Source organism: Reyranella sp. (assembly GCF_965279625.1).
GTDB lineage: Bacteria > Pseudomonadota > Alphaproteobacteria > Reyranellales > Reyranellaceae > Reyranella.
Map to the genome: position 1 here is coordinate 1,667,627 of NZ_OZ257251.1, position 20,767 is coordinate 1,688,393.

General features: G+C 67.3%; 17 protein-coding genes. 1 reads left to right on the top strand and 16 read right to left on the bottom strand.

The annotated features are described in order from the left end of the window. Positions 1-81: 81 nt before the first annotated feature. Positions 82-279: a hypothetical protein gene (locus ACQY78_RS08130; RefSeq protein WP_428684461.1), complete on the bottom strand. Its 198-nt coding sequence runs from the start codon at positions 277-279 to the stop codon at positions 82-84. Positions 280-780: 501 nt separating this feature from the next. Here ACQY78_RS08130 and ACQY78_RS08135 point away from each other — a divergent pair. Continuing rightward, positions 781-1,644, top strand: coding sequence for a Ku protein (locus tag ACQY78_RS08135; RefSeq protein ID WP_428684463.1), 864 nt, complete (start codon positions 781-783; stop codon positions 1,642-1,644). Here ACQY78_RS08135 and ACQY78_RS08140 read toward each other — a convergent pair whose 3' ends face one another. The 15 genes from ACQY78_RS08140 to mraY form a co-directional block, all read right to left on the bottom strand. Beyond that, on the bottom strand, positions 1,645-2,175 hold the full coding sequence (locus tag ACQY78_RS08140; RefSeq protein WP_428684465.1) for a cupin domain-containing protein: 531 nt from the start codon (positions 2,173-2,175) through the stop codon (positions 1,645-1,647). A gap of 62 nt (positions 2,176-2,237) precedes the next feature. Next, entirely contained in the window at positions 2,238-3,611 is a 1,374-nt protein-coding gene (locus ACQY78_RS08145) for an aminotransferase (protein WP_428684467.1), read from the bottom strand. A 266-nt stretch (positions 3,612-3,877) separates the two neighbouring features. Continuing rightward, positions 3,878-6,046: an NAD-dependent DNA ligase LigA gene (ligA, locus tag ACQY78_RS08150; RefSeq protein ID WP_428684469.1), complete on the bottom strand. Its 2,169-nt coding sequence runs from the start codon at positions 6,044-6,046 to the stop codon at positions 3,878-3,880. Between the two features lie 9 nt (positions 6,047-6,055). Further along, entirely contained in the window at positions 6,056-7,729 is a 1,674-nt protein-coding gene (gene recN, locus ACQY78_RS08155; protein WP_428684471.1) for a DNA repair protein RecN, read from the bottom strand. A 7-nt stretch (positions 7,730-7,736) separates the two neighbouring features. Continuing rightward, positions 7,737-8,558, bottom strand: coding sequence for an outer membrane protein assembly factor BamD (locus ACQY78_RS08160; protein ID WP_428684473.1), 822 nt, complete (start codon positions 8,556-8,558; stop codon positions 7,737-7,739). Positions 8,559-8,667: 109 nt separating this feature from the next. After that, positions 8,668-10,404, bottom strand: coding sequence for a cell division protein FtsZ (gene ftsZ / locus ACQY78_RS08165; protein WP_428684475.1), 1,737 nt, complete (start codon positions 10,402-10,404; stop codon positions 8,668-8,670). A gap of 149 nt (positions 10,405-10,553) precedes the next feature. Continuing rightward, positions 10,554-11,789, bottom strand: coding sequence for a cell division protein FtsA (gene ftsA, locus ACQY78_RS08170; protein WP_298304494.1), 1,236 nt, complete (start codon positions 11,787-11,789; stop codon positions 10,554-10,556). A 41-nt stretch (positions 11,790-11,830) separates the two neighbouring features. Continuing rightward, complete coding sequence (locus tag ACQY78_RS08175; RefSeq protein ID WP_428684477.1) at positions 11,831-12,712, bottom strand: cell division protein FtsQ/DivIB; 882 nt, start codon at positions 12,710-12,712, stop codon at positions 11,831-11,833. Then, a complete protein-coding gene (locus ACQY78_RS08180; protein WP_428684479.1) occupies positions 12,709-13,638 on the bottom strand; it encodes a D-alanine--D-alanine ligase in 930 nt (309 codons plus the stop codon). The genes ACQY78_RS08175 and ACQY78_RS08180 overlap by 4 nt, the downstream gene beginning before the upstream one ends. After that, the gene (gene murB / locus ACQY78_RS08185) at positions 13,635-14,564 is read right to left on the bottom strand and encodes a UDP-N-acetylmuramate dehydrogenase (protein WP_428686340.1); all 930 of its coding nucleotides are present in this window, start codon (positions 14,562-14,564) and stop codon (positions 13,635-13,637) included. Before murB ends, ACQY78_RS08180 begins: the two co-directional genes overlap by 4 nt. Further along, entirely contained in the window at positions 14,564-16,039 is a 1,476-nt protein-coding gene (gene murC, locus ACQY78_RS08190; protein WP_428684481.1) for a UDP-N-acetylmuramate--L-alanine ligase, read from the bottom strand. Before murC ends, murB begins: the two co-directional genes overlap by 1 nt. Then, entirely contained in the window at positions 16,036-17,163 is a 1,128-nt protein-coding gene (gene murG, locus ACQY78_RS08195) for an undecaprenyldiphospho-muramoylpentapeptide beta-N-acetylglucosaminyltransferase (RefSeq protein ID WP_428684483.1), read from the bottom strand. The genes murC and murG overlap by 4 nt, the downstream gene beginning before the upstream one ends. Next, the gene (locus ACQY78_RS08200) at positions 17,160-18,287 is read right to left on the bottom strand and encodes an FtsW/RodA/SpoVE family cell cycle protein (RefSeq protein ID WP_428684485.1); all 1,128 of its coding nucleotides are present in this window, start codon (positions 18,285-18,287) and stop codon (positions 17,160-17,162) included. Before ACQY78_RS08200 ends, murG begins: the two co-directional genes overlap by 4 nt. After that, on the bottom strand, positions 18,284-19,672 hold the full coding sequence (gene murD, locus ACQY78_RS08205; RefSeq protein ID WP_428684487.1) for a UDP-N-acetylmuramoyl-L-alanine--D-glutamate ligase: 1,389 nt from the start codon (positions 19,670-19,672) through the stop codon (positions 18,284-18,286). The genes ACQY78_RS08200 and murD overlap by 4 nt, the downstream gene beginning before the upstream one ends. Before the next feature lie 3 nt (positions 19,673-19,675). Further along, positions 19,676-20,767 (bottom strand): phospho-N-acetylmuramoyl-pentapeptide-transferase, encoded by a 1,092-nt coding sequence (gene mraY, locus ACQY78_RS08210; RefSeq protein ID WP_425064612.1) that lies wholly within the window; start codon positions 20,765-20,767, stop codon positions 19,676-19,678.

A 20,767-nucleotide genomic window follows, 5' to 3' on the forward strand; every position in this document is an offset into this window, starting at 1 on the left:
ATGGTGGACATGAGGGTGACGGCGATGGCCAGCGCCAGAAAGAAGCTCTGTCGGGTCGTCATGATGGTTGTGCCTCCTGGCTCAGCGGCGAGGGGACGCGCGGCTCGGACCGCGCTGCAACCGGGCGGCGGCGAGGCGGGCGTGGCCAGGTGTGGTAAACTGCGTGCCGTCGAGCTCGAAGAACGGACGGGCGGTCGCGTGGAAGCGAAAGGCATTGCCTTCGCGCAGGACGATGCCCGCAGGCTCGCCCCAGATTTCGACGATGAAGGGTTCGGACATGGCTCCGCTCCTCCGGCCCTTGAGGGGCCGGTCTGGTCTCACGAACAATTGTCTTGGACTTGGGCCCGGCTCAGGCGCGCCGGCAGCTCTTGCGGCACATGCCGCGTCGACAGGTCGTGTGGCGGGTCGGCAGAAGGGGCTGGGTCATCGCTGTCTCGTCCATCGTAGCGGAGCCCACGAACGTATCGTGACGCTTTAGCACTTGGTGACGCGGCGCAAGCTGCTCCTCAAATCCCGCGGTCTTTCGACACTCCAGAAATGCGCCCGATCGCACGAGGAGACAATGATCGGGATTTCCAAAGTTCGAACCCGGCGGGAAACGCCCGCCCCGGGACAGGCGCCCGCGAAAGAATTCCTTTCCCCTCGGGGGCGACCCCCTACCTCTGGTGAGATCAAAATCGGAACGCGCGCCACAGGTTGAAATCGTCGACGAGGCTTGCAAGCACTGCAACAACCGAGGCCGGCAGCAGTTGAATCGCCCGTACGTGAGGGGATCTGAAAATGGCTGTACGACCGAGCTGGGAAGGGCATCTCCGCCTTTCCCTGGTGACCTGTCCTGTCTCCCTGTGGTCGGCGACGACCGAGGCGGAGACGGTTCGTTTCAATCTGATCAATCCCAAGACGAATAATCGCATCCGCATGAAGACGGTGGACGCCGGCACCGGTGAGGAACTGTCGCGCGCGGACCTGGTAAAGGGGTTCGCGGTCGCCAAGGACGAGTATGTGCTCCTCGACAAGGAAGACTTCGAGAGCGTGAAGCTCGAATCGACGCGCATCATCGATATCGAGAAGTTCGTCGCGCGCGAGACCATCGACCGCCTCTACTGGGATACGCCCTATCACCTCGTCCCATCGGGCAAGACCGGCATCGAGGCCTTCGCGGTGATTCGCGAGGCGATGAAGCGCAAGGCGATGGTCGCGATCGGCCGCCTCGTCATGAGCACGCGCGAGCGGGTCTGCGCCATCGAGATCGAGGAGGACGGCTTGGTGCTCACCTCGTTGCGCACTGCCGAGGAAGTGCGCCAGCTCGACGAGATCGGCCATCCCGACCTGCCCAAGCCCAACGCACAGATGCTGGAGATCGCCGAGAAGATCGTGGCGCAGCAGTCGGGCGAGTTCGAGCCGGCCGATTTCACCGATCGCTATGAAGATGCTCTGCGGGCGCTGATCGAGGAAAAGAAGAAGGGCAAGCCGGTGAAGAGCAAGCCGGCGCGCGAGGAAGCGGAGTCCGGCGTCGTCGACCTGATGGCCGCCCTGAAGAAGAGCCTCCAGGGCACCGGGCCGGAGCGCAACCGCGCCGAGCGCTACGCCGCCGCTCAGGCCGCCAAGAAGAAGACTTCCGCGCGAGGACGCAAGGCGGCCTGATCAGGCCGGCGCCGCGCCGTTCAACACGAAGAGAACGCGGGCGATGTGGTGGCTGCGGTTGGCCCAGGCGTGGTTGGTGCCGCGCTGGATCAGCACGTCGCCCACCGTCATCAGCGTCTCACCGACATCCATCAGCGCCCAGATCTCGCCCTCGACCACGACGGCGTAGTCGACGCTGTGGGTCTTGTGGAATCCGGGATGGCGGGCGGCCTTATCGTGGGCCTGCGCCGCGCCATACTGGCCGAACACCTCTGCCTGGTTGCCGTAGTTGCGCTCCCGGTCGGGCGGGAACTCGACGATGCGCACGACATTACCGGCGGCCGGCGGCTCCAGCTTGAAGGGCTTGGCCGTCGGATCCGGCTCCCCTTTCCGGTTCGACGCGGGGATCGCCTCGAGCAGCCAGAGATTGGTCAGGCCGACATTGGGCGAGTGCGACGGCGAGAAAGGATGGGGCGCCGGCGCATCCTCGAGAAACACCGAGCGCCCCTCCTCGTCGTGGCCCGTCACGATCCTGCGCACCGGCTTCACCATGCGTCGTCCCTCCAAGATTTGGACGCACTATGCCCGGTTCGCTCAGGCGAAAACCACCGTCCTTACAGGCCGAGGTCCTTCTTCGCATCGTCGAGCGCCAGCTTGAAGCGCTTGCACATCTCGCCGATCTGCTCCTCGGTGATGATGAGCGGCGGCGTGAATGCGATGCGGTCGCCGATGGCGCGCACGATCAGGCCATGGCGCAGCGCGTGGTCCATCACCATCGTGCCGACCTTCTGTTCCGGCGCCCACGGCGTGCGCGCCCTGGCGTCCTTCATCAGCTCGACGCCGGCGAACAGGCCGACCCCGCGCACGTCGCCGACCAGTGGATGGTCGCGGAACTTCTCCAGCCCTTCCAGCATGACGGGACCGACTCGGCGCACCTGGCCCACGATGTCGCGCTCCTCGTAGATCTTCAGCGTCTCGAGCGCGACGGCACAGGCGACCGGGTGGGCACCGTAGGTGAAGCCGTGGCCGAAAGTTCCGTTGGTGGCACTGAGGCTTTCGACCGCGTCGTAGACCTTGTCAGAGATCATCAGCGCCGAGATCGGCTGGTAGGCCGCCGACAGCGCCTTGGCGCAGGAGATCATGTCGGGCTGCAGTTGGTAGGTCTCGGTGCCCCACATGTTGCCGGTGCGGCCGAACCCCGCGATGACCTCGTCGGCAATGAACAGCACGTCATACTTCTTCAGGACCTTCTGGATCTTCTCCCAGTAGGTGCGCGGCGGGGTGATGGCGCCGCCCCCGCCCTGCACCGGCTCGCCGAAGAAAGCGCCGACCGTGTCCGGCCCCTCGGCAAGGATCAGCGCCTCGAGATTGGCGGCCATGCGGTCGGAGAACTGCTCCTCGGTCTCGCCCTCATTGTGGAAGCGGTAGTAGTGGGGATTGTCGGTATGCTTGAACATCGGCAGCGGGATGTCGAAGCCGGCGCGCATGTGCGGCTGGCCCGAGACGCTGACCGAGGCGACGGTATTGCCGTGATAGCCGCGCTCGCGACCGATGATCTTCTTCTTCTCCGGCTTGCCGATGGCATTGTGATAGTACCAGACGAGCTTGATCGCCGCATCGTTGGCCTCGGAGCCCGAGCACTGGAACAGCACGCGGCTCATGGGCTTTGGCGCGATCGACAGCAGCTTCTCGGCGAGGTCGACGCTGGCCAGGTGCCCCTTGTCGAAGAACGTATGATAGTATGGCAGATCGAGGAGCTGCTTGTAGCCTGCCTCGGCCAGCCGCTTCTCCGAGAAGCCCAGCGATGCGCACCACAGGCCTGCCATCGCCTCGATGTATTCCTTGCCGGATTCGTCGATCACATGGATGCCGTTGCCGCGCGCCATGAGCGTGCCGCCCTGCTCGCGGTAGGTCTTCAGCTCCGTCTGCTGGTGCACCAGATAGCGCTGGTCCCGCGCGTGCGGCGAGTTGGCGTGCAGTCCGTCCATGATCATCCTCTCGGTTCAAAAACTGTCGGGAAACCCTTCGATCCGTGCTTGGCATGCAGGACGGGCGAAGAGAAGTCCTCCGGCAGGCCTGCCTTCTGCAAGAAGGCGGCCAATCCTCAACATCACGCCCGCGTCCGCCAGTAGCAAAGGGCGGGGCTCCGGATGCGATGCCAGGCCGGCCTGCGCATTCGGCTCCAGCGCACGGTCGGAAGGCTCGCCAGCATGAGTCCAGTTCGCGGCCAGACACCGGGTCGGCCAAAGAAGGATCAGGCCGACAGCTCGGCCCACTCTTCTTCGGTCATCGTCTGGATGCCCAGTTCGGCGGCCTTGCGGGCCTTCGAGCCGGCATTCTCGCCGACCACGACGAGGCTGGTCTTCTTCGAAACGGAGTCAGTGACCTTGGCGCCCAGCTCTTCGGCGCGCGCCTTGGCGGCGTCGCGGGTCATGGTCGACAGTTCACCCGTAAACACCACGGTCTTGTCCTTGAGCTTGGCATCGGCGGCGACGACGCGGCGCTCGACCGGCTGGACCGAGAGCTGCTTCAGCAGGTCCCGGATGATCTCGACATTGTGGCCCTCGCCGAAGAAGGCGCACATCGCGTCCGCCGTCGTGACGCCGATCTGCTCGACATTGCACAGCCGGCCGTAGCTCGGCCCGACGGTCTCCGCGGCCTTCTCCTTCTTCGCGGGTTCCGGATGCGCCTCGCGTTCCTTCGCCGCCGCCAACATCTCCGACAGCCAGGTATCGGCGTCGGAATATTCCTGGGCGAGAATCTTTGCCGTCGCCTCGCCGATCAGAGGAATGCCGATCGCGTTGATGAAGCGGTCGAGCGAGATGTTGCGGCGCGCGTCGATGGCGGCCAGCAGGTTGCGCACGGAGAGGTCGCCCCAGCCCTCACGCTTCTTGAGGCGGGCTTCGTGCTCGGCCAGGCGGAAGATGTCGCCCGGTATCTTGAGGAGCCCGTCATTGAAGAAATTCTCGATGTGCGTGCCGCCCAGCCCGTCGATGTCGAAGCAGTTGCGCGACACGAAGTAGCGCAGTCGCTCGACCTGCTGGAACGGGCATTCGAGTCCGCCGGAGCAGCGCCGGACCACGCCGCCCTCCTCGGCCTTCACCTCGGTTTCAAGCGGACAGGGGCAGTGCGTGGGAAAGTGGTACTTCCGGGCGTTCTTGGGTCGTTCGTCGGCGATGAAGCCCAGCACCTGCGGGATCACGTCGCCGGCCCGCTGGATCGTGACCATGTCCCCGACCCTCACGTCGAGGCGCTCGATCTCGTCGGCATTGTGCAGCGTGGCGCGCGCAACCATGACACCGCCGACATTCACCGGTTCGAGGTCCGCCACTGGCGTCAGCGCGCCGGTGCGGCCGACCTGGATGTTGATGCCGTTGAGGCGCGTGCGTGCCTGTTCGGCCGGGAACTTGTGCGCGGTTGCCCAGCGCGGCGCGCGGCTCACGAAGCCCAGCCGCTCCTGCCAGTCGATACGATCGACCTTGTAGACGACTCCGTCGATGTCATAGGGCAGAGACGGGCGCTCGACACCGATCTTCTCGTAGAAGGCGCGCACCTCGTCGGGCGTCCGGCAGAGCTTCGTCAGGGGATTGGTCTTGAAGCCCCACGCGCCCAGCAGCTTCAGGTATTCGCTGTGGGTCTTCCAGCTGCGCGGCTCGGCCTCGCCCCAGGCATAGGCGAAGAAGCGCAGGGGACGCTTCGCCGTGATGCCGGGATCGAGCTGGCGCAGCGAGCCCGCGGCGGCGTTGCGCGGATTGGCGAAGGTCTTCTCCCCCGCCTCTTCCTGGCGCTGGTTCATCTCCTGGAACGCCTTGCGCTCCATGTAGACCTCGCCCCGCACGTCGATCGACTTCGGGAATCCGTCTTTGCCGTGCGCCTTCAGCGTTTGCGGGATGTCCTTTACGGTGAGGAGGTTGGCCGTGACGTCCTCGCCGGTCGTGCCGTCGCCGCGCGTCGCGCCCTGCACGAACTCACCATTCTCGTAGCGCAGGCTGATCGACAGGCCATCAATCTTGGCCTCGCAACTGAACGCTATCTCGTCCTCGGGGCCGATGTTGGTTTCCCGCTCCAGACCGCGGCGTACACGATCGAGGAACTCCTGCAGCTCCTCGTCGGTGAAGCAATTGTCGAGCGACAGCATCGGCCGCGAATGTTTTACCTTGGCGAAGGCCGTGGTGGGCGTGGGCGCCACCCTCTGCGTCGGACTGAACATGTCGACGATCTGCGGGAAGCGCGCCTCGATCGCCTTCAGGCGCTGGCGCAGCTTGTCGTACTCGGCGTCCGAGATCTCCGGCGCGTCCTTCTCGTGGTAGAGCTTGTCGTGGTGGACGATCTCCTCGGCTAGCCGCTTGTGCTCGGAGCGCGCCTGCCGCTCGGTCAGCTTGTCCACGGCGAGCGCCGCCACGACCTTCGCCGCACGGGACATCGGGTCCTCCTAACCTGCCGTCGCCAGCAGCCGGTCGGCCGCAGCACGCGCCTCGACCGTCACTTCCGCGCCCGACAGCATGCGCGCGATCTCCTCGCGGCGGCCCTCGGCATCCAGCGCCACCACATCGGTACTGGCCGCCGTCCGGGTCGTGGTCTTGCGGATCAGCCAGTGCCGGTCGGCAACTGCGGCGACCTGCGGCGAGTGCGTGACGACCAGCACCTGCACGTCCCTCGCCAGCCGCTTCAGTCGCTCGCCGACGGCCGCAGCCGTGGCGCCGCCGATGCCGGAATCGACCTCGTCGAACACGATCGTCGGCGCGTCGCCCGCCTTGGCGAGACAGACCTTGAGCGCCAGCAGGAAGCGCGAAAGCTCGCCTCCCGACGCAATCCTGGCAATCGGCGACGGCGGCGCACCGGGATTGGTCGACACGGTGAACTGCACGCGGTCGGTGCCGGCGCCCGACCACTCCGCCTCGGGCAGCGCCGCCACATCCGTGACGAACTTCGCCCGTTCGAGCTTCAGCGGCGCCAGTTCGGCAGCCACCGCCTTGTCCAGTCGCGCGGCGCCCTTGCGGCGGGCCGCTGCCTGGACCTCAGCCGCCGTCACGTAGGTCGCACGGGCGGCCTTGGCCGCGGCCGCCAGCTTCTTCAGTCCAGCCTCGCCGTCGTCCAGCGCCGCGAGTTGGGCCGAGAACTTCTCGGCGAGTTCGGAGAGCCCCGCCACGGCGACATTGTGCTTGCGGGCCATGGCCCGGAGCGCAAACAGTCGCTCCTCGATCTTCTCCAGCCGGGCGGGATCAAATTCGAGCGCGTCGCGCGCCATCTCGAGCTGGGCCTGCGCTTCCGTGGCTTCGCTCAAGGCCCGATCGAGCGCCGCCAGCGGCACGTCGAGCCGGCCGTCGGCCTTGTCGGCATTCCGCTCGATCAGGCGATGCGCCGTGCGTAGGCTGGCGACCGCGCCGCGTCCCTCCTCCAGCTCCGCCAGCGCCTGGGCAACCGCTTCGCCCAAAGCTGTGCCGGCACGCAAGAGCGCCCGCTCGCTCGCCAGGGTTTCCTCGTCGTCGACCTTGGGCGCCAGGGCATCCAGTTCCTTCACCGCGTGGCGCAGGAACGCCTCGTCGCGCCGCGCGGCCTCGGCCGTTGCCAGGGCATCGGCATGCGCCTGCTCGGCCGATCGCCAGGTCGTCCAGGCGGAGACAACGGCGGCCGCCTGCTTCTCGAGGCCGGCAAAGGCGTCGAGCGAAGCGCGGTGCGTTCCCATGTCGAGCAGGCCGTGCTGGTCCATCTGGCCCTGGATTTCCACCAGCGTGTCGCCCAACCGGCGCAGCAGCGCGACCGAGGCCGGCTGGTCATTGACGAAGGCCCGGCCGCGCCCGTCGGCAGCGATCATGCGGCGCAAGGTCAGCACGTCCTCGCCATCGAGTCCCTGCTCGGCGAGGACCGATCGGGCCGGATGATCGCGCGGCAGGTCGAAGGAAGCGGCGATCGAGGCCTGTGTCGCGCCACGCCGCACCACGCCCGACTCTGCGCGAGCGCCGAGCGCGAGGCCCAGCGCGTCGATCAAGATCGACTTGCCGGCGCCGGTCTCTCCTGTCAGCGCACCGAGGCCGCCGCCATGGGCGAATTCGAGGTCGAGCTTCTCGATCAGCACGAAATCGCGGATCGAAAGCGTGGCGAGCATGCCGGCGTCAGAAGATGCTGGAGAACCAGCCGCGCTTCTCGTCGGGCGGCCTCGTCCCCTCGCCGGTCATCAGGAAGTAGCTGTCCTGATACCATTCGCTGCCGGGGAAATTATAACCGAGCACGGCCGCGGCCTCCTGCGCCTCGCTCTTCACGCCAAGCGCCAGGTAGGTTTCGACCAACCGGTGCAGCGCCTCCGGCACGTGTGTCGTCGTCTGGTAGCGTTCGATCACCACGCGGTAGCGGTTGATCGCGCCGACATACTGCTGGTTCGTTTGGTAATAGCGGCCAACCGCCATCTCCTTGCCGGCGAGATGGTCGATGCACAATTCCACCTTCAACCGCGCATCGCGGGCATAGGGTGATTCGGGGAAGCGCTTCACCACCTCGGCCAGGGCATCGAGCGCCTGCTGGGTGGTGCGCTGATCGCGGCCCACGTCGGAGATCTGCTCGTAGAAGCAGAGCGCCTTCAGATAATAGGCGTAGGGCAGATCGCGATGACCGGGATGGAGCTGGATGAAGCGATCCAGCGCGATGATGGCCTCGTCGTACTTGTTGGACTGGTAGTAGGCGAAGGCCGCCATGATCTGCGCCTTGGTCGCCCAGACCGAATAGGGATGCTGACGGTCGACCTCTTCGAAGCTCTTGGCGGCCGTCTTGTATTCCTGGTCGCCCAGCGCATCGAGACCACGATTGTATAAACGCTCGACGGGCTGCTCGACGTACTTGTCGTCGTCCGATCCGCCGCACGCGGTCAGCCCAAACGCCGCCAACGACAGCGCCAGTCCCGCCACGATGCGCCGGCCCTTACTCACAACCAACTTCGACATGTCCCATCCGCAAAAAACTTCGGTGCCGGCGGTTTATATCACGCGCCGTCGAAAAAAAGAGGGGCCGCGCGGCCCCTCCGAAGATGCGTGGAGAACAGAATTTCCTGCGTCAGTTCGCTTGCCGCCGCAGGAAAGCCGGAATTTGCAGATCGTCGTCATCGCGCGCGGGCTTCGCACGCTCCGTGACGTCGAGGCTGATCGAGGTCTGGACGGGCGCCGGACGCGCAACAGGCGCCTTCGGGGCCACTGCGACGACATTCTCCGGAGCTGCTGGTCGCGCGACGGCCGGCTCGGCCGGTGCCGCTCCCGTGGTGGGCTTGGGGGCCGAGAAAGCGCCGGTGATGCGCTGGAACAGGTTCGGCGCACGATTGTCGGTCGCCGGACGAGCGGCCATCGGTCGCGCGACGGGTTCGGCCCGTACCGGGGTCTTGGTCGTCGAGGGACGGCTGATACGCCAGTCGTTCTCGTCGACCAGCGGACGCTGCGGCGTCGCAGGCGCAGGTGCCGGTGCAACGGCGACGGGGGCCGGAGCGGGTGCGGGCGCCGGGGCGACCGGCGCTGCCTCGACCGGCGGCGCCACCATGACAGGAGCTTCGACCGGGGCCTCGTAGACGGGAGCCGGCGTCGGCATCGACGCCACGATGGGCGCAGACGGCGCCGCGGCGGCAACCGGCGCAGGTGCCGCGACCGGCGGGACCGGCGGCGCGACGGCGACAGGGGCGGCCGGCATCGCCGGAGCGGGCGCTGCTGTGGCAGCGGCCGGCATAGCGACACGGCCCACCGGCGGCGCGACCGGGCGGCTGAGCGCCGGCTGACCGGTCTGGACCGGCCGGTTCATGTCGAGCGACAGATAGTTCGGCGCGGGCTGCTGGGCGGCCATGGCAGCAATGCCGGTGGCGACCACCGAGACGCGCATGCGACCGTCCATCGTGGCATCGAAGGTCGAGCCGAAGATGATGTTGGCGTCGCCGTCGACTTCCTCGCGGATGCGATTGGCCGCTTCGTCGACTTCGTGCAACGTCATGTCGAGGCCGCCGGTGATGTTGATGAGAACGCCCTTGGCGCCCTTCATCGAATGATCTTCCAGCAGCGGGTTCGAGATAGCGGACTCGGCCGCGACGCGGCTGCGATCCGGACCTTCCGCCTCGCCCGTACCCATCATCGCCTTGCCCATCTCGCCCATGACGGTGCGGATGTCGGCGAAATCGAGGTTGATGAGGCCCGGCATGACCATCAGATCGGTGACGCCGCGCACGCCCATGTGAAGCACGTCATCGGCCATCTTGAAGGCGTCGGCGAATGTCGTCTTCTCGTTGGCGATCTTGAACAGGTTCTGGTTGGGGATGACGATCAGCGTGTCGACGACCTTCTCCAGCTCGGTGATGCCCTGCTCGGCCGACTGCATGCGGCGGCGGCCTTCGAAGTGGAAGGGCTTGGTCACGACGCCGATGGTGAGTATGCCCTGCTCGCGGGCTGCGGCGGCGATGACGGGCGCCGCACCGGTACCGGTGCCACCGCCCATGCCGGCAGTGACGAAGACCATGTTGGCGCCGTCGAGGAGCTGCAGAATCTCGGGCAGCGCTTCCTCGGCGGCCTGACGGCCGACCTCGGGCCGCGCACCGGCGCCCAGTCCCTGGGTGATGGTGATGCCGAGCTGGACGCGCCGGTCGGCGAGCGATTGGCTGAGCGCCTGCGAGTCGGTGTTCGCGACGATGAATTCCACGCCTTCCAGCGCGGCACTGATCATGTTGTTGACGGCGTTTCCACCCGCGCCACCGACACCAATGACGGTAATGCGCGGCTTAATCTCGGACTCCGTCTGAGGGAGACTGAGGTTGATTGTCATTCGGTTTTCTCCACGCAAACGAGGGGTAATCTGCCCGGAGCGACAGCGTGAGCCTCCTGTTACGCTAGAGACCCTTCACCGACACCGGTTTCTTCTTGTCTTTTTGTCTATAGCCTGTGGGATTTGCCTTATCCCGCACAACATATTGCCTAAAAGTTATCCCTAATCCAACTGCCAATCCGGCCGATCCGGCTGGCCGGAGCTTCGTTCGACGCCGGCTGATTCTGCACGACCGCGTGATTGTGGAGCGCGAAGCTGAGGAGCCCGGCTGCGGCAGAGAATGCCGGCCCACCGGTAGAATCAGCAAGACCTGCGAGCCTGAGCGGCGCACCGGTACGGACCTTCTTGTTGAGAATCGCGGCAGCGACCTCGGGCACCCCGTCAAGCTGACACCCGCCGCCGACCAGAACGGCGCGTCCGCCGGCCAACTTATCCACACCGCTCGCTTCGAGACGGCTGCGCACGAGCTCGAACGTCTCCTCAACCCGCGGACGAATGATGCCGACCAAGATCGAGCGCGGGATGTGGTTGGGCCGCGTGCGATCCTCTTCGCCGATCAGCGGCACGTCGATGATGTCGTACTCGTCGTTGGGCTTGATGACGGCGCGGCCGATCTGCGTCTTCATCCGCTCGGCATGCGCGACCGGCGTCGACAGGCCGCGCGCGATGTCACGCGTGACATGCTCGCCGCCCACCGGGATCGAATCGACGTGGACGAGATGGCCTTCGTAGAACACCGCGATCGAGGTCGTGCCGGCCCCCATGTCGATCAGGGTCACGCCGAGGTCACGCTCGTCGGAAACGAGGGAGCTCAGTCCCGCAGCGTGCGCGGCAACGACCCGGTCGGCGATCTCGAGATGGGCACGACGGACGCAGACCTGCAGATTGCGCATCGCGCCGCTGGCCGCGGTCACCAGATGGACATCGACGCCCAGTCGCTCGCCGAACATGCCGCGCGCGTCGCGGACCGGCGTGCCGTCGACCGTATAGCCGATCGCGGCGGAATGGATGATGTCGCGGTCGGCGGTCTCGGCGGGAAGCTGGATGTGCTGCTGGACGCGGCGGACGTCGCGCTCGCCGATCTCGTGATGCCCGATCGCGACTTCGAGGCTCTGATTGTGCGAGGCGGCCGACCCGCCGCTCACGCCGACGATGACGTCGCGCACCTGCTCGCCGCACATTTCCTCCGCGGTCGACACCGCCGAGGAGATCGCACGCGTCGCCGCTTCCATGTCGACGATGTTGCCCGAGCGCATGCCGAGCGCGGGCTGGTGGCCGATACCGACCACGCGAAGCCCCTGCCCGTCGACACGGGCAACAAAGCAAACGACCTTGTTCGTTCCGATGTCGAGCGCTGCAATGACGCCATTTCTCGCCTTCGCCACGATGTCCCCCGTCTTACGCGTACTCTCTCGAGTTTTTGATTCTACGCTGGCCCGGGCGTCGCGTCGCCCGGATTGCGCTTCCTGAGATAAAGTTTGTCGGGCAGTCGCAGATCGACCACACCGAATTCGCGCGACAGCAGCTTATGCTGCCCGTCGAGCTTCGCGAGGTGCTGGAGGGCCGCGACGGCGTCCTCCTCCGGCAGCCAGATCTCGACGCCGTTATTCAGGATCAGGTTCCAGCGCCGCTGCCCGACCCAGACGGCAGAGCGGAGCTGCCGCGCCACCGTGGGCTCATAGGTGAGCAACAGCAGCAGGTCGCCGACATGGTCGGGCGCGCCGGGGCCGCCCAGCAGAAGCAGCGTTTCGGCGCCCGGCGGCATGCGGCTCGCGCGCACCGTCCGCCCATTGGCATCGATCAGCGTGTATTGGCTTCCGTTCTGCCAGATCGCGACGGCGCGGCGTTCCTTCATGGTGACATAGAGCGTGTCCGGCAGCCGGCGCTCCACGGTCGCCCACTCGACCCAGTCGATCGCCTCGAGCCGCTTGCGCGAGGCCTGGAGGTCGATGCCGAGCAGCGAGTCGCCCCGGCTCACGTTCAGCGCCGCGAGGATGTCGCTGCGTTCGACATAGTCGCGGCCCTCGACCGTGACGTCCGCCAGCTTGAAGGGCGTAATGGCGCCGACGACGCTGCGCGAGACCGCGTCGAACTGGTTCTGCGCCTCGACGAGCCAGCCCTCGCGCCAGGCCCACCAGCCGCCACCGCCGCCGCAGCCCAGCAGCAGGACGATGGCGCCGAGCAGCACCGGCTGCTTCCAGAACGGGCGGCCCGCCTTGCGGATAGGGCCGCGCTTCTTGCGCCGGTCGTAGTCGCGGCGCGGCGCTGCGCCCGCCTTCGGAGTGGCCGTCTTCTTCGCCGCGCTCACGACGGATGCCTCGCATGCTCGACCATCCAGGTCATGAGCTGAGACCACGAGATGCCAGCCCATTTGGCCTGCTCCGGCGCGAGCGACAGTGGCGTCATACCGGGCTGGGTGTTCAGCTCCAGGATCACGAGCCCCGAGGTGCCGGGCTTCGAATCGTCCCAGCGAAAGTCGGCACGGGCGAGCCCGTTGCAGCCGAGCTCCTGGTACGCCGCAAACGCCCATTGCTTGGCGGCCTCGTAGACATCCTCGGGAACCGGGGCTGGCACGAGGTGCTCGGTGATGCCGTCCGTATACTTGGCCTCGTAGTCGTAGAAGCGGGTGCGCGGCCGGAGCTCCGTCACGGCGACCGGCTTGTCGCCCATCACGGCGACCGTGAGTTCGCGGCCCGGTACGAACTTCTCGATCAGCACGCGCTCGCCGAACGCGGCCTCCGCTGCCTCGACGGCGGCGAGATTGTCGCCGTCGCGCACGATGTGGACCCCGATGCTCGAGCCCTGGTCGATCGGCTTCACGACATAGGGGCGCGGCATGGGATCGCCGGAAGCAAGCGAGCGACGCTCGATCACCCTGCCTTCGGCAACGCGCAGGCCAAGTGACGCGAAGATGTGCCGGGCAAGCGGCTTGTCCATGGCGATCGCCGACGCCAGCACGCCCGAATGCGTATAGGGCACGCGCATGATCTCGAGGACGCCCTGGATGCAGCCGTCCTCGCCATAGCGGCCGTGCAGGGCGTTGAAGACCACGTCCGGACCGCCGCCTGCGGCAGGGCGCAGGAAATCGACCAGGGCGCGCAGGTCGCGCTGGACGTCGTACTCGATGACCTCGTGTCCGCCTTCGCGCAGGCCCTCGGCACAGGCCTTGCCACTCACCAGGGAGACCTCGCGCTCGGGCGACCAACCGCCCATCAGGACCGCAACGCGCTTCATTGGCCTGCTCTCCCCGCCGGTTCGCCGATGCGCCGGATTTCCCATTCGAGCTGCACGCCGGTCTTCTCCCGCACGTGCCGGCGCACTTCCTCGCCCAGCGCCTCGATGTCGCCCGCCGTCGCCTCGCCGAGATTGATCAGGAAGTTGCAGTGCTTTTCGGACACCTGGGCCGCGCCGATGCGCAGGCCACGGCAACCGGCCTGGTCGATCAACTGCCAGGCCTTCCGGCCCGGCGGATTGACGAAGGTCGAGCCGCCGGTGCGGCTGCGCGGCTGTGAGTCGGTGCGGGCGGCATCGATCTCGGCAATGCGGCGGGCGATGGCGAGCTGGTCGCCCGGCACCGCGCGCAGGCGCGCCGACGTGAAGATCCAGTCGGCCGGCGCTTCGCTGTGGCGATAGCTGAAATCCAACGCGGGCGCCGGGACCACATGGACCTTGCCCGAGCGATCCACGGCTTCGGCCGAAACGAGGACTTGCGCCAGGTCGCCTTCATAGGCGCCGGCATTCATGCGCAGCGCGCCGCCGATCGTGCCGGGGATGCCGCTCAGGAACTCCAGCCCCGCGAGCGCATGATCGCGTGCCGTCAGCGCGACGTTGAGGTCGAGCGCACCAGCCCCGGCCAGGATCTCGTGGCCCTCGACCGAAATGCCGGTGAAGCCGCGCAGCAGGCGGATCACCACGCCCCTGACGCCGCCGTCGCGCACCAGGATGTTGGAGCCGACGCCCAGCACCGTGACCGGCACGTCGGACGGCAAACCCGCCATGAACGTCGCCAGATCCTCGACATCGGCCGGCCTGAACAGGACTTCGGCCGGACCGCCTGCGCGAAACCAGGTCTGCGGACCCAGGGCTGCGTCGGCGGTCAGCCGTCCACGCGGCTGGGGCAGCCGGTCGATCAGGTGGGGTGTCGAGGTGGCGAGGGCCATCATGCGGCCGATCCGCCGTGCGGGCTCGAATCGTTGGCGATGGCGCGCGGGCCGGCATTCTCGGCCGCGAGCTGCAGGATCTGGCCCGGAAGCGCGTGGGCCCAGGCGGTGATATTGCCCGCGCCCAGGCAGACCACGACGTCGCCCGGACGTGCGATCTGCCAGATCATTTCAGGAAGCTCGCCGGGCCCAGCCAGTGCCATCACGTCGCGATGGCCGGCCCGCTGGACGAGGCCCACCAGCATGTCGCGGCCGACGCCCTCGATCGGCGCCTCGCCCGCGGCATACACGTCGGCGATGATCACGGCATCGGCATCGGAGAAGCAGGTGGCGAACTCGGTGCGCAGCGCGCCGAGACGCGAGTAACGGTGCGGCTGCATGACGGCGATGACCCGGCCCGAGCCGCCATAGGCCTGTCGGGCGGCGCGCAGCACCGCCGCGATCTCCACGGGATGATGCCCGTAATCGTCGATCACCGTGATGCCGTGCGCCTCGCCGGTCTTGGTGAACCGCCGCTTGACGCCGGCGAAGGAGCCGAGCGCACGACGGATCGTGTCGTCGGGCAGGCCCATCTCCTGGGCGACCGCGATGGCCGCCAGCGCGTTCTGCACGTTGTGCTGGCCGAACATCGGCAGCCGCATGCCGGTGATGGTACGCGATTCGTTGGTGACGCGATTCTCGACCATGACGTCGAAATCGGCGCCGCCGCGATCGAGCTTCAGGTTGATGGCGCGCACGTCGGCGCTGGCGCCGATTCCGTAGGTGATGATACGGCGGTCCGCGACCCGCGGGATCAGTGCCTGGACCTCGGGATGGTCGGAGCAGAGCACAGCGAAGCCGTAGAAGGGAATGTTCTCGACGAAGCGGACGAAGGCGTCGCGCAGCGCGTCGAAGGTGCCGTAATGGTCGAGATGCTCGGGATCGACGTTCGTCACCACCGCGATGGTGGCCGGCAGACGCAGGAAAGAGCCGTCCGATTCGTCGGATTCGACGACCATCCAGTCGCCTTCGCCCAGTCGGGCGTTGGTGCCATAGGCGTTGATGATGCCGCCGTTGATCACCGTCGGATCGAGGCCGCCGGCATCGAGCATGGCGGCGACCAGCGAGGTGGTCGTCGTCTTGCCGTGCGTGCCGCCGACCGCGATCGACCATTTCAGGCGCATCAGCTCGCCCAGCATCTCGGCGCGCCGCACCACCGGCACGTGGCGCGTGCGCGCGGCGAGCACCTCGGGATTGTCCTTCTTGACCGCGCTCGACACGACCATGACCTGGGCGTTGCCGACATTCTCGGCACGGTGGCCGATCATCACCTTCATGCCGAGCTCGGCGATGCGGCGGGTGTTGGCACTCTCGGCGACGTCGCTGCCCTGCACCTTGTAGCCGAGATTGTGCAGGACCTCGGCGATGCCGGACATGCCGATGCCGCCGATGCCGACGAAGTGGATGAGACCGAGATCGAGCGGCAACGCCCTCATGCGGCGACTCCCGTGGCTGAAGGCGAAAGGGGAAGAGAAACGAATTCACCGACGACATCCGCAAGGCGCGCGGCCGCATCAGGCCGGCCGGCCGCGTGGGCCGCTCCCGCCATCGCAGCGAGGCGCTCCGGTTCCGCGGTCAGCGACACGAGATGTCCGGCCAGTGTGGCGGCGGTGAAGGAGGCATGCGGCAGCACGATGCAGGCCCCCGTCGCCTCGAAGGCGCGCGCATTGGCGGTCTGGTGATCGTCGGCGGCGTAGGGATAAGGCACCAGGATGGACGGCCGGCCGATCACCGCCAGCTCGGCCACCGTCGAGGCGCCGGAGCGGCCGATCACGAGATGGGCGGCGGCCATGCGCTGCGGCAGATCGTTGAAGAACGGCGCGATCTCGGCGACGACGCCCGCCCGGACGTAGCTCGTACGCACCCGATCGATGCCCTCGGGCCGGCATTGCTGCACGATACGCAGCCGCGACCGCAGCGACTGCGGGAGGGAGAGAATGGCCTGCGGCACGACCTCGCCGAACGAGGCCGCGCCCTGGCTGCCGCCGAACACCAGCAGATCGATCACCCGCCCCTCGCCCGGCGCACGATAGGGCGAATCACGCAAGGCCCGCACGGGCTCGCGCACGGGATTGCCGACGAGCTGCGCGCGCGCATCGCCGTCGAGATAGCGGGTGTGGGCGAACGAGGTGGCGACGCGCCCGGCGCCGGCCAGCACGAGACGGTTGGCGCGGCCCAGCACGGCGTTCTGCTCGTGAAGCATCGCCGGCAGCCGGCGCAGGCGGGCGGCGATCATGGTCGGCACCGAGGCATATCCGCCGAAGCCCACGACGACCGACGGACCGATGCGGCCCAGCGCCCGCCAGGCGTCGAACAGGCCCCGCGCCAGCGAGAACAGCGCCAGCGCCTTCTTCACCGGCGACCCGGTCGGGCTCGCGGAATGGATGTAGTGGATCGGCCGCCGCGACAGCGCGCCCTGCCACTGCCGGCCGCGCGAATCGGTGACCAGGGTGAACGGCACGCCCCGCGCCTCGAGCTCGCCGGCCAGGGCCTCGGCCGGGAACACATGCCCGCCGGTACCGCCGGTCGCCAGAACCACGGGACGCGCGGCCTCCGTCATACGGCCTCCCTCAGGCCGGCATGTTCACGCGTCAGAGACAGCATCATGCCGACGCAGATCGCCATCGCGAGCGCGGAGGAACCACCGTAGGAAATGAACGGCAGGGTCATGCCCTTGGCGGGAATGAGCTGGATGGTCGAGGCCATGTTGATCGCCGCCTGCAGGCCGAATTGGACGGCCAGGCCGGTGGCCGCGAGGGTGATGAACAGGCTGGTCTCCTTCGACGCGCGCGACATCGAGCGCAAGGTCACGAAGGCGAACAGACAGAGGATCATCAGGCAGACGACGAGGCCGAATTCCTCGCCCGCCACCGCCATGACGAAGTCCGTATGGGCGTCGGGAAGCTGCGCCTTCACGGTGCCTTCGCCCGGCCCGCGGCCGAACAGCGAGCCGTTCATGAAGGCCTCGAGCGAGGTATTGACCTGGTAGTTGTCGCCCGACGACGGATCGAGGAAGCGATCGAACCGGCTGCGCACATGGCTGAAGAGGAAGTAGGCGCCGACCATTCCGCCGACGCCGGCCACCGCGCCGAAGCCCGCGACCCACATCGGCAGGCCGACGACGAAGAGCTGGACGGCCCAGACGGCCGCCACGACGACGCTCATGCCGAGGTCGGGCTGAAGAACCAACAGGGCCAGCACGCCACCGACCAGGAGAGTCGACAGGAGGTAGCCGGGCGCGCGCCGTTCGGTGCGGCTCTGCGCCAGCAGCCAGGCCGAGATCACGGCCAGACTGGGCTTCACGAACTCCGACGGCTGCAGACTGGACAGGCCGGGCACGGCGATCCAGCGCCGCGCGCCCTTGATCTCGACGCCGATTACAAAGGTCGCGGCCAGCAGCACGATGCTGCCGCAGAAGACGAGCAGCGCCAGGCGCCGCACATGCCGCGGCGAGGCGAGCGAGATCGACAGCATGACGAGCAGCGCCAGCGGCAGGAACAGGAACTGACGCTTGGCGAACACGAAGGAGTCGGCGCCGATGCGCTCGGCCGCCGGCGGCGAAGCCGCGAGGGTCAGCATCACGCCGAATGCCATGATTGCGAGGATTGCACCGAGCGACCAGCGGTCGACGGTCCACCACCACTGGCCGATCACACTGCGATCGTCGCGCGGAACCTGGATCAAGCCGCCCTCCCCAAACTCTCGGCTCCCGGCAATGCCCGCGCCATGGCGCGGAAGGCGTCGCCGCGATGTTCATAACTCTTCCACTGGTCCCACGAGGCGCAGGCGGGCGACAGCAGCACGACGGCCGGCCCTCCCGCCTCGCGCTGCGCCAGCGCGTGTGCTGCATTCAGCGCCGATTGCAGATCGCCGCAGCGGCTGTAGGGCAGCTTGCCGTCGAGCTGGCCGGCGAACAGGTCCGTGGCCTCACCGATCAGGAACGCGTGACGGATGCGCTCGAAGTAAGGGGCGAGCGGCGCCACGCCACCCTCCTTCGCCTGCCCGCCGAGGATCCAGTAGATGTCGTCGTAGCTCGAAAGTGCCCGCGCGGCCGCGTCGGCATTCGTAGCCTTGCTGTCGTTGATGTAGACCACGTGGCCGACGGCGGCGACGCGCTCCTGACGGTGCGGCAGGCCGGGATAGGTCCGCAGCCCCGCGACGATCGTCTCGCGCGGCACGTCGAGCCAGCGGCAAACGGCCCAGGCACAGGCAACGTTCTGCGCATTGTGGTCGCCCGGCAGGGTGAGCACGTCGGAGAAGTCGACCGTGTAGCCATCGGCATCGACCAGCATGCCGGCGCGGAAGGACACGCCGTTGGCAACGGGGCGGTCGAGTGCCACCGGCACGCAGGCGATGGCGGCGCGCGCCGCCATCTCGCGCTCGACTTCGCGCGACGGCTCGTCCTCGGTGCCGATCACGACGCAATCGCCGGCGTGCTGGCGCGCGAAGATGTTCTTCTTGGCCGCCACGTAACCCGCGAGATCGCCATGCCTGTCGATATGGTCGGGGGTGATGTTCAGCCACACCGCAACATCGGCATGGAAGGTCTGCAGCAGCTCGAGTTGGTAGGACGAAAGCTCCAGCACGTAGAGGCCGCCCTTGCCGAGCGGGCTGAGATCGAGCGCGCCGCGACCGATATTGCCGCCGACTTCGCAGCGTGCGCCGGCCTGCTGGAGAATGTGGCCTATCAGCGCCGTCGTCGTCGACTTGCCGTTGGTACCGGTGATGGCGACGTACTGCGCCTCGGGCTGCGCGCGGGCCAGCAACTCGACATCGCAGATGATCGGCTTGCCGGCAGCGCGCGCGGCCACGGCGACCGGATGGGGAACCGGGAGCGTGTTGGGAATGCCGGGGCTGATCACCAGCGCGTCGATACCTGCCCAGTCGATCGTCACCGGGTCGGCGATCCGGGCCCCGGCCGCTGCCGCCGCGTCGCGGGAGGCGGCGCTGTCGTCCCAGGCGATGCAGTCGATCCCGGCCGCCGTCAGGGCGCGCACGGTCGCCAGGCCAGAGCGCGCGAGCCCCAGCACGACGAACGACGAACCCTTGAGGACGGCGAGATCGATCATCCGTTACCTCAGCTTCAGGGTGGCGAGGCCGGCCATCGCCAGGATCGCGGCGATGATCCAGAAGCGAAAGACGATGGTGGGCTCGGCCCATCCCTTCTGTTCGAAATGATGGTGCAGCGGCGCCATGCGGAAGACGCGGCGGCCGGTCCACTTAAAGGACAGGACCTGAACGATCACCGAGATGGTCTCGAGCACGAACAAGCCGCCGACGATCGACAGGACGATCTCGTGCTTGGTCACGACCGCGACCGCGCCCAGCGCGCCGCCGATGGCGAGCGAGCCCGTGTCGCCCATGAACACCATGGCCGGCGGCGCATTGAACCACAGGAAGCCGAGACCGGCACCAACCAGCGCCGCCAGCAGAACCGCGAGTTCGCCCGACCGCGGCACATGGTGCAGGTAGAGATAGTTGGTAAGGATCGAATTGCCCACGACATAGGCGATCAATCCAAACACCGCAGAGGCCATGATGACCGGCCCGATGGCCAATCCGTCGAGCCCGTCGGTCAGGTTGACGGCGTTCGAGGTCCCCGCGATCACCAGCACACCGAAAGCGACGAAGCCCACGGCGCCGAGCGGGATGAGAACGTCCTTGAGGAAAGGCACGGCCAGAGCATAGCGCAGCGGCGGCGGCGAGGACTGCGCGATCAGATAGACAGCGACGCTGGAGGCAACGACCGCAAGAGCGAGCTTGAGCTTGCCCGGGACACCCTTGGGGTTGCGCTTGGTGACCTTGAGATAGTCGTCCATGAATCCCACGGCGCCGAAGGCGAGCGTGACAGCGAGCACGATCCAGACATAGCGGTTGGTGAGGTCGGCCCACAGCAACGTCGCCACCGACAGGGTGATCAGGATCAGAAGTCCGCCCATCGTCGGCGTGCCCTTCTTGGTCATCAGATGGCTGGCCGGGCCATCGTCGCGGATCGGCTGTCCCTGCTTCTGCTTGCTGCGCAGCCAGCGGATGAGCGCGCCGCCGATCAGGAAACTCAGCACCAGCGCCGTCAGGAAGGCGGCGATCGACCTGAACGTCAGGTACCGGAACAGGTTGAAGGGCGTGAACTGATCCGCCAGCGGATAGAGAAGATTATAGAACAT

Excerpts from the sequence above, each read along its gene's own strand:
- ACQY78_RS08130 (WP_428684461.1), bottom strand. The coding sequence starts at position 279 with ATGTCCGAACCCTTCATCGTCGAAATCTGGGGCGAGCCTGCGGGCATC.
- ACQY78_RS08135 (WP_428684463.1), top strand. The coding sequence starts at position 781 with ATGGCTGTACGACCGAGCTGGGAAGGGCATCTCCGCCTTTCCCTGGTG.
- ACQY78_RS08140 (WP_428684465.1), bottom strand. The coding sequence starts at position 2,175 with ATGGTGAAGCCGGTGCGCAGGATCGTGACGGGCCACGACGAGGAGGGG.
- ACQY78_RS08145 (WP_428684467.1), bottom strand. The coding sequence starts at position 3,611 with ATGGACGGACTGCACGCCAACTCGCCGCACGCGCGGGACCAGCGCTAT.
- ligA (WP_428684469.1), bottom strand. The coding sequence starts at position 6,046 with ATGTCCCGTGCGGCGAAGGTCGTGGCGGCGCTCGCCGTGGACAAGCTG.
- recN (WP_428684471.1), bottom strand. The coding sequence starts at position 7,729 with ATGCTCGCCACGCTTTCGATCCGCGATTTCGTGCTGATCGAGAAGCTC.
- ACQY78_RS08160 (WP_428684473.1), bottom strand. The coding sequence starts at position 8,558 with ATGTCGAAGTTGGTTGTGAGTAAGGGCCGGCGCATCGTGGCGGGACTG.
- ftsZ (WP_428684475.1), bottom strand. The coding sequence starts at position 10,404 with ATGACAATCAACCTCAGTCTCCCTCAGACGGAGTCCGAGATTAAGCCG.
- ACQY78_RS08180 (WP_428684479.1), bottom strand. The coding sequence starts at position 13,638 with ATGAAGCGCGTTGCGGTCCTGATGGGCGGTTGGTCGCCCGAGCGCGAG.
- murB (WP_428686340.1), bottom strand. The coding sequence starts at position 14,564 with ATGGCCCTCGCCACCTCGACACCCCACCTGATCGACCGGCTGCCCCAG.
- murC (WP_428684481.1), bottom strand. The coding sequence starts at position 16,039 with ATGAGGGCGTTGCCGCTCGATCTCGGTCTCATCCACTTCGTCGGCATC.
- murG (WP_428684483.1), bottom strand. The coding sequence starts at position 17,163 with ATGACGGAGGCCGCGCGTCCCGTGGTTCTGGCGACCGGCGGTACCGGC.
- murD (WP_428684487.1), bottom strand. The coding sequence starts at position 19,672 with ATGATCGATCTCGCCGTCCTCAAGGGTTCGTCGTTCGTCGTGCTGGGG.
- mraY (WP_425064612.1), bottom strand. The coding sequence starts at position 20,767 with ATGTTCTATAATCTTCTCTATCCGCTGGCGGATCAGTTCACGCCCTTC.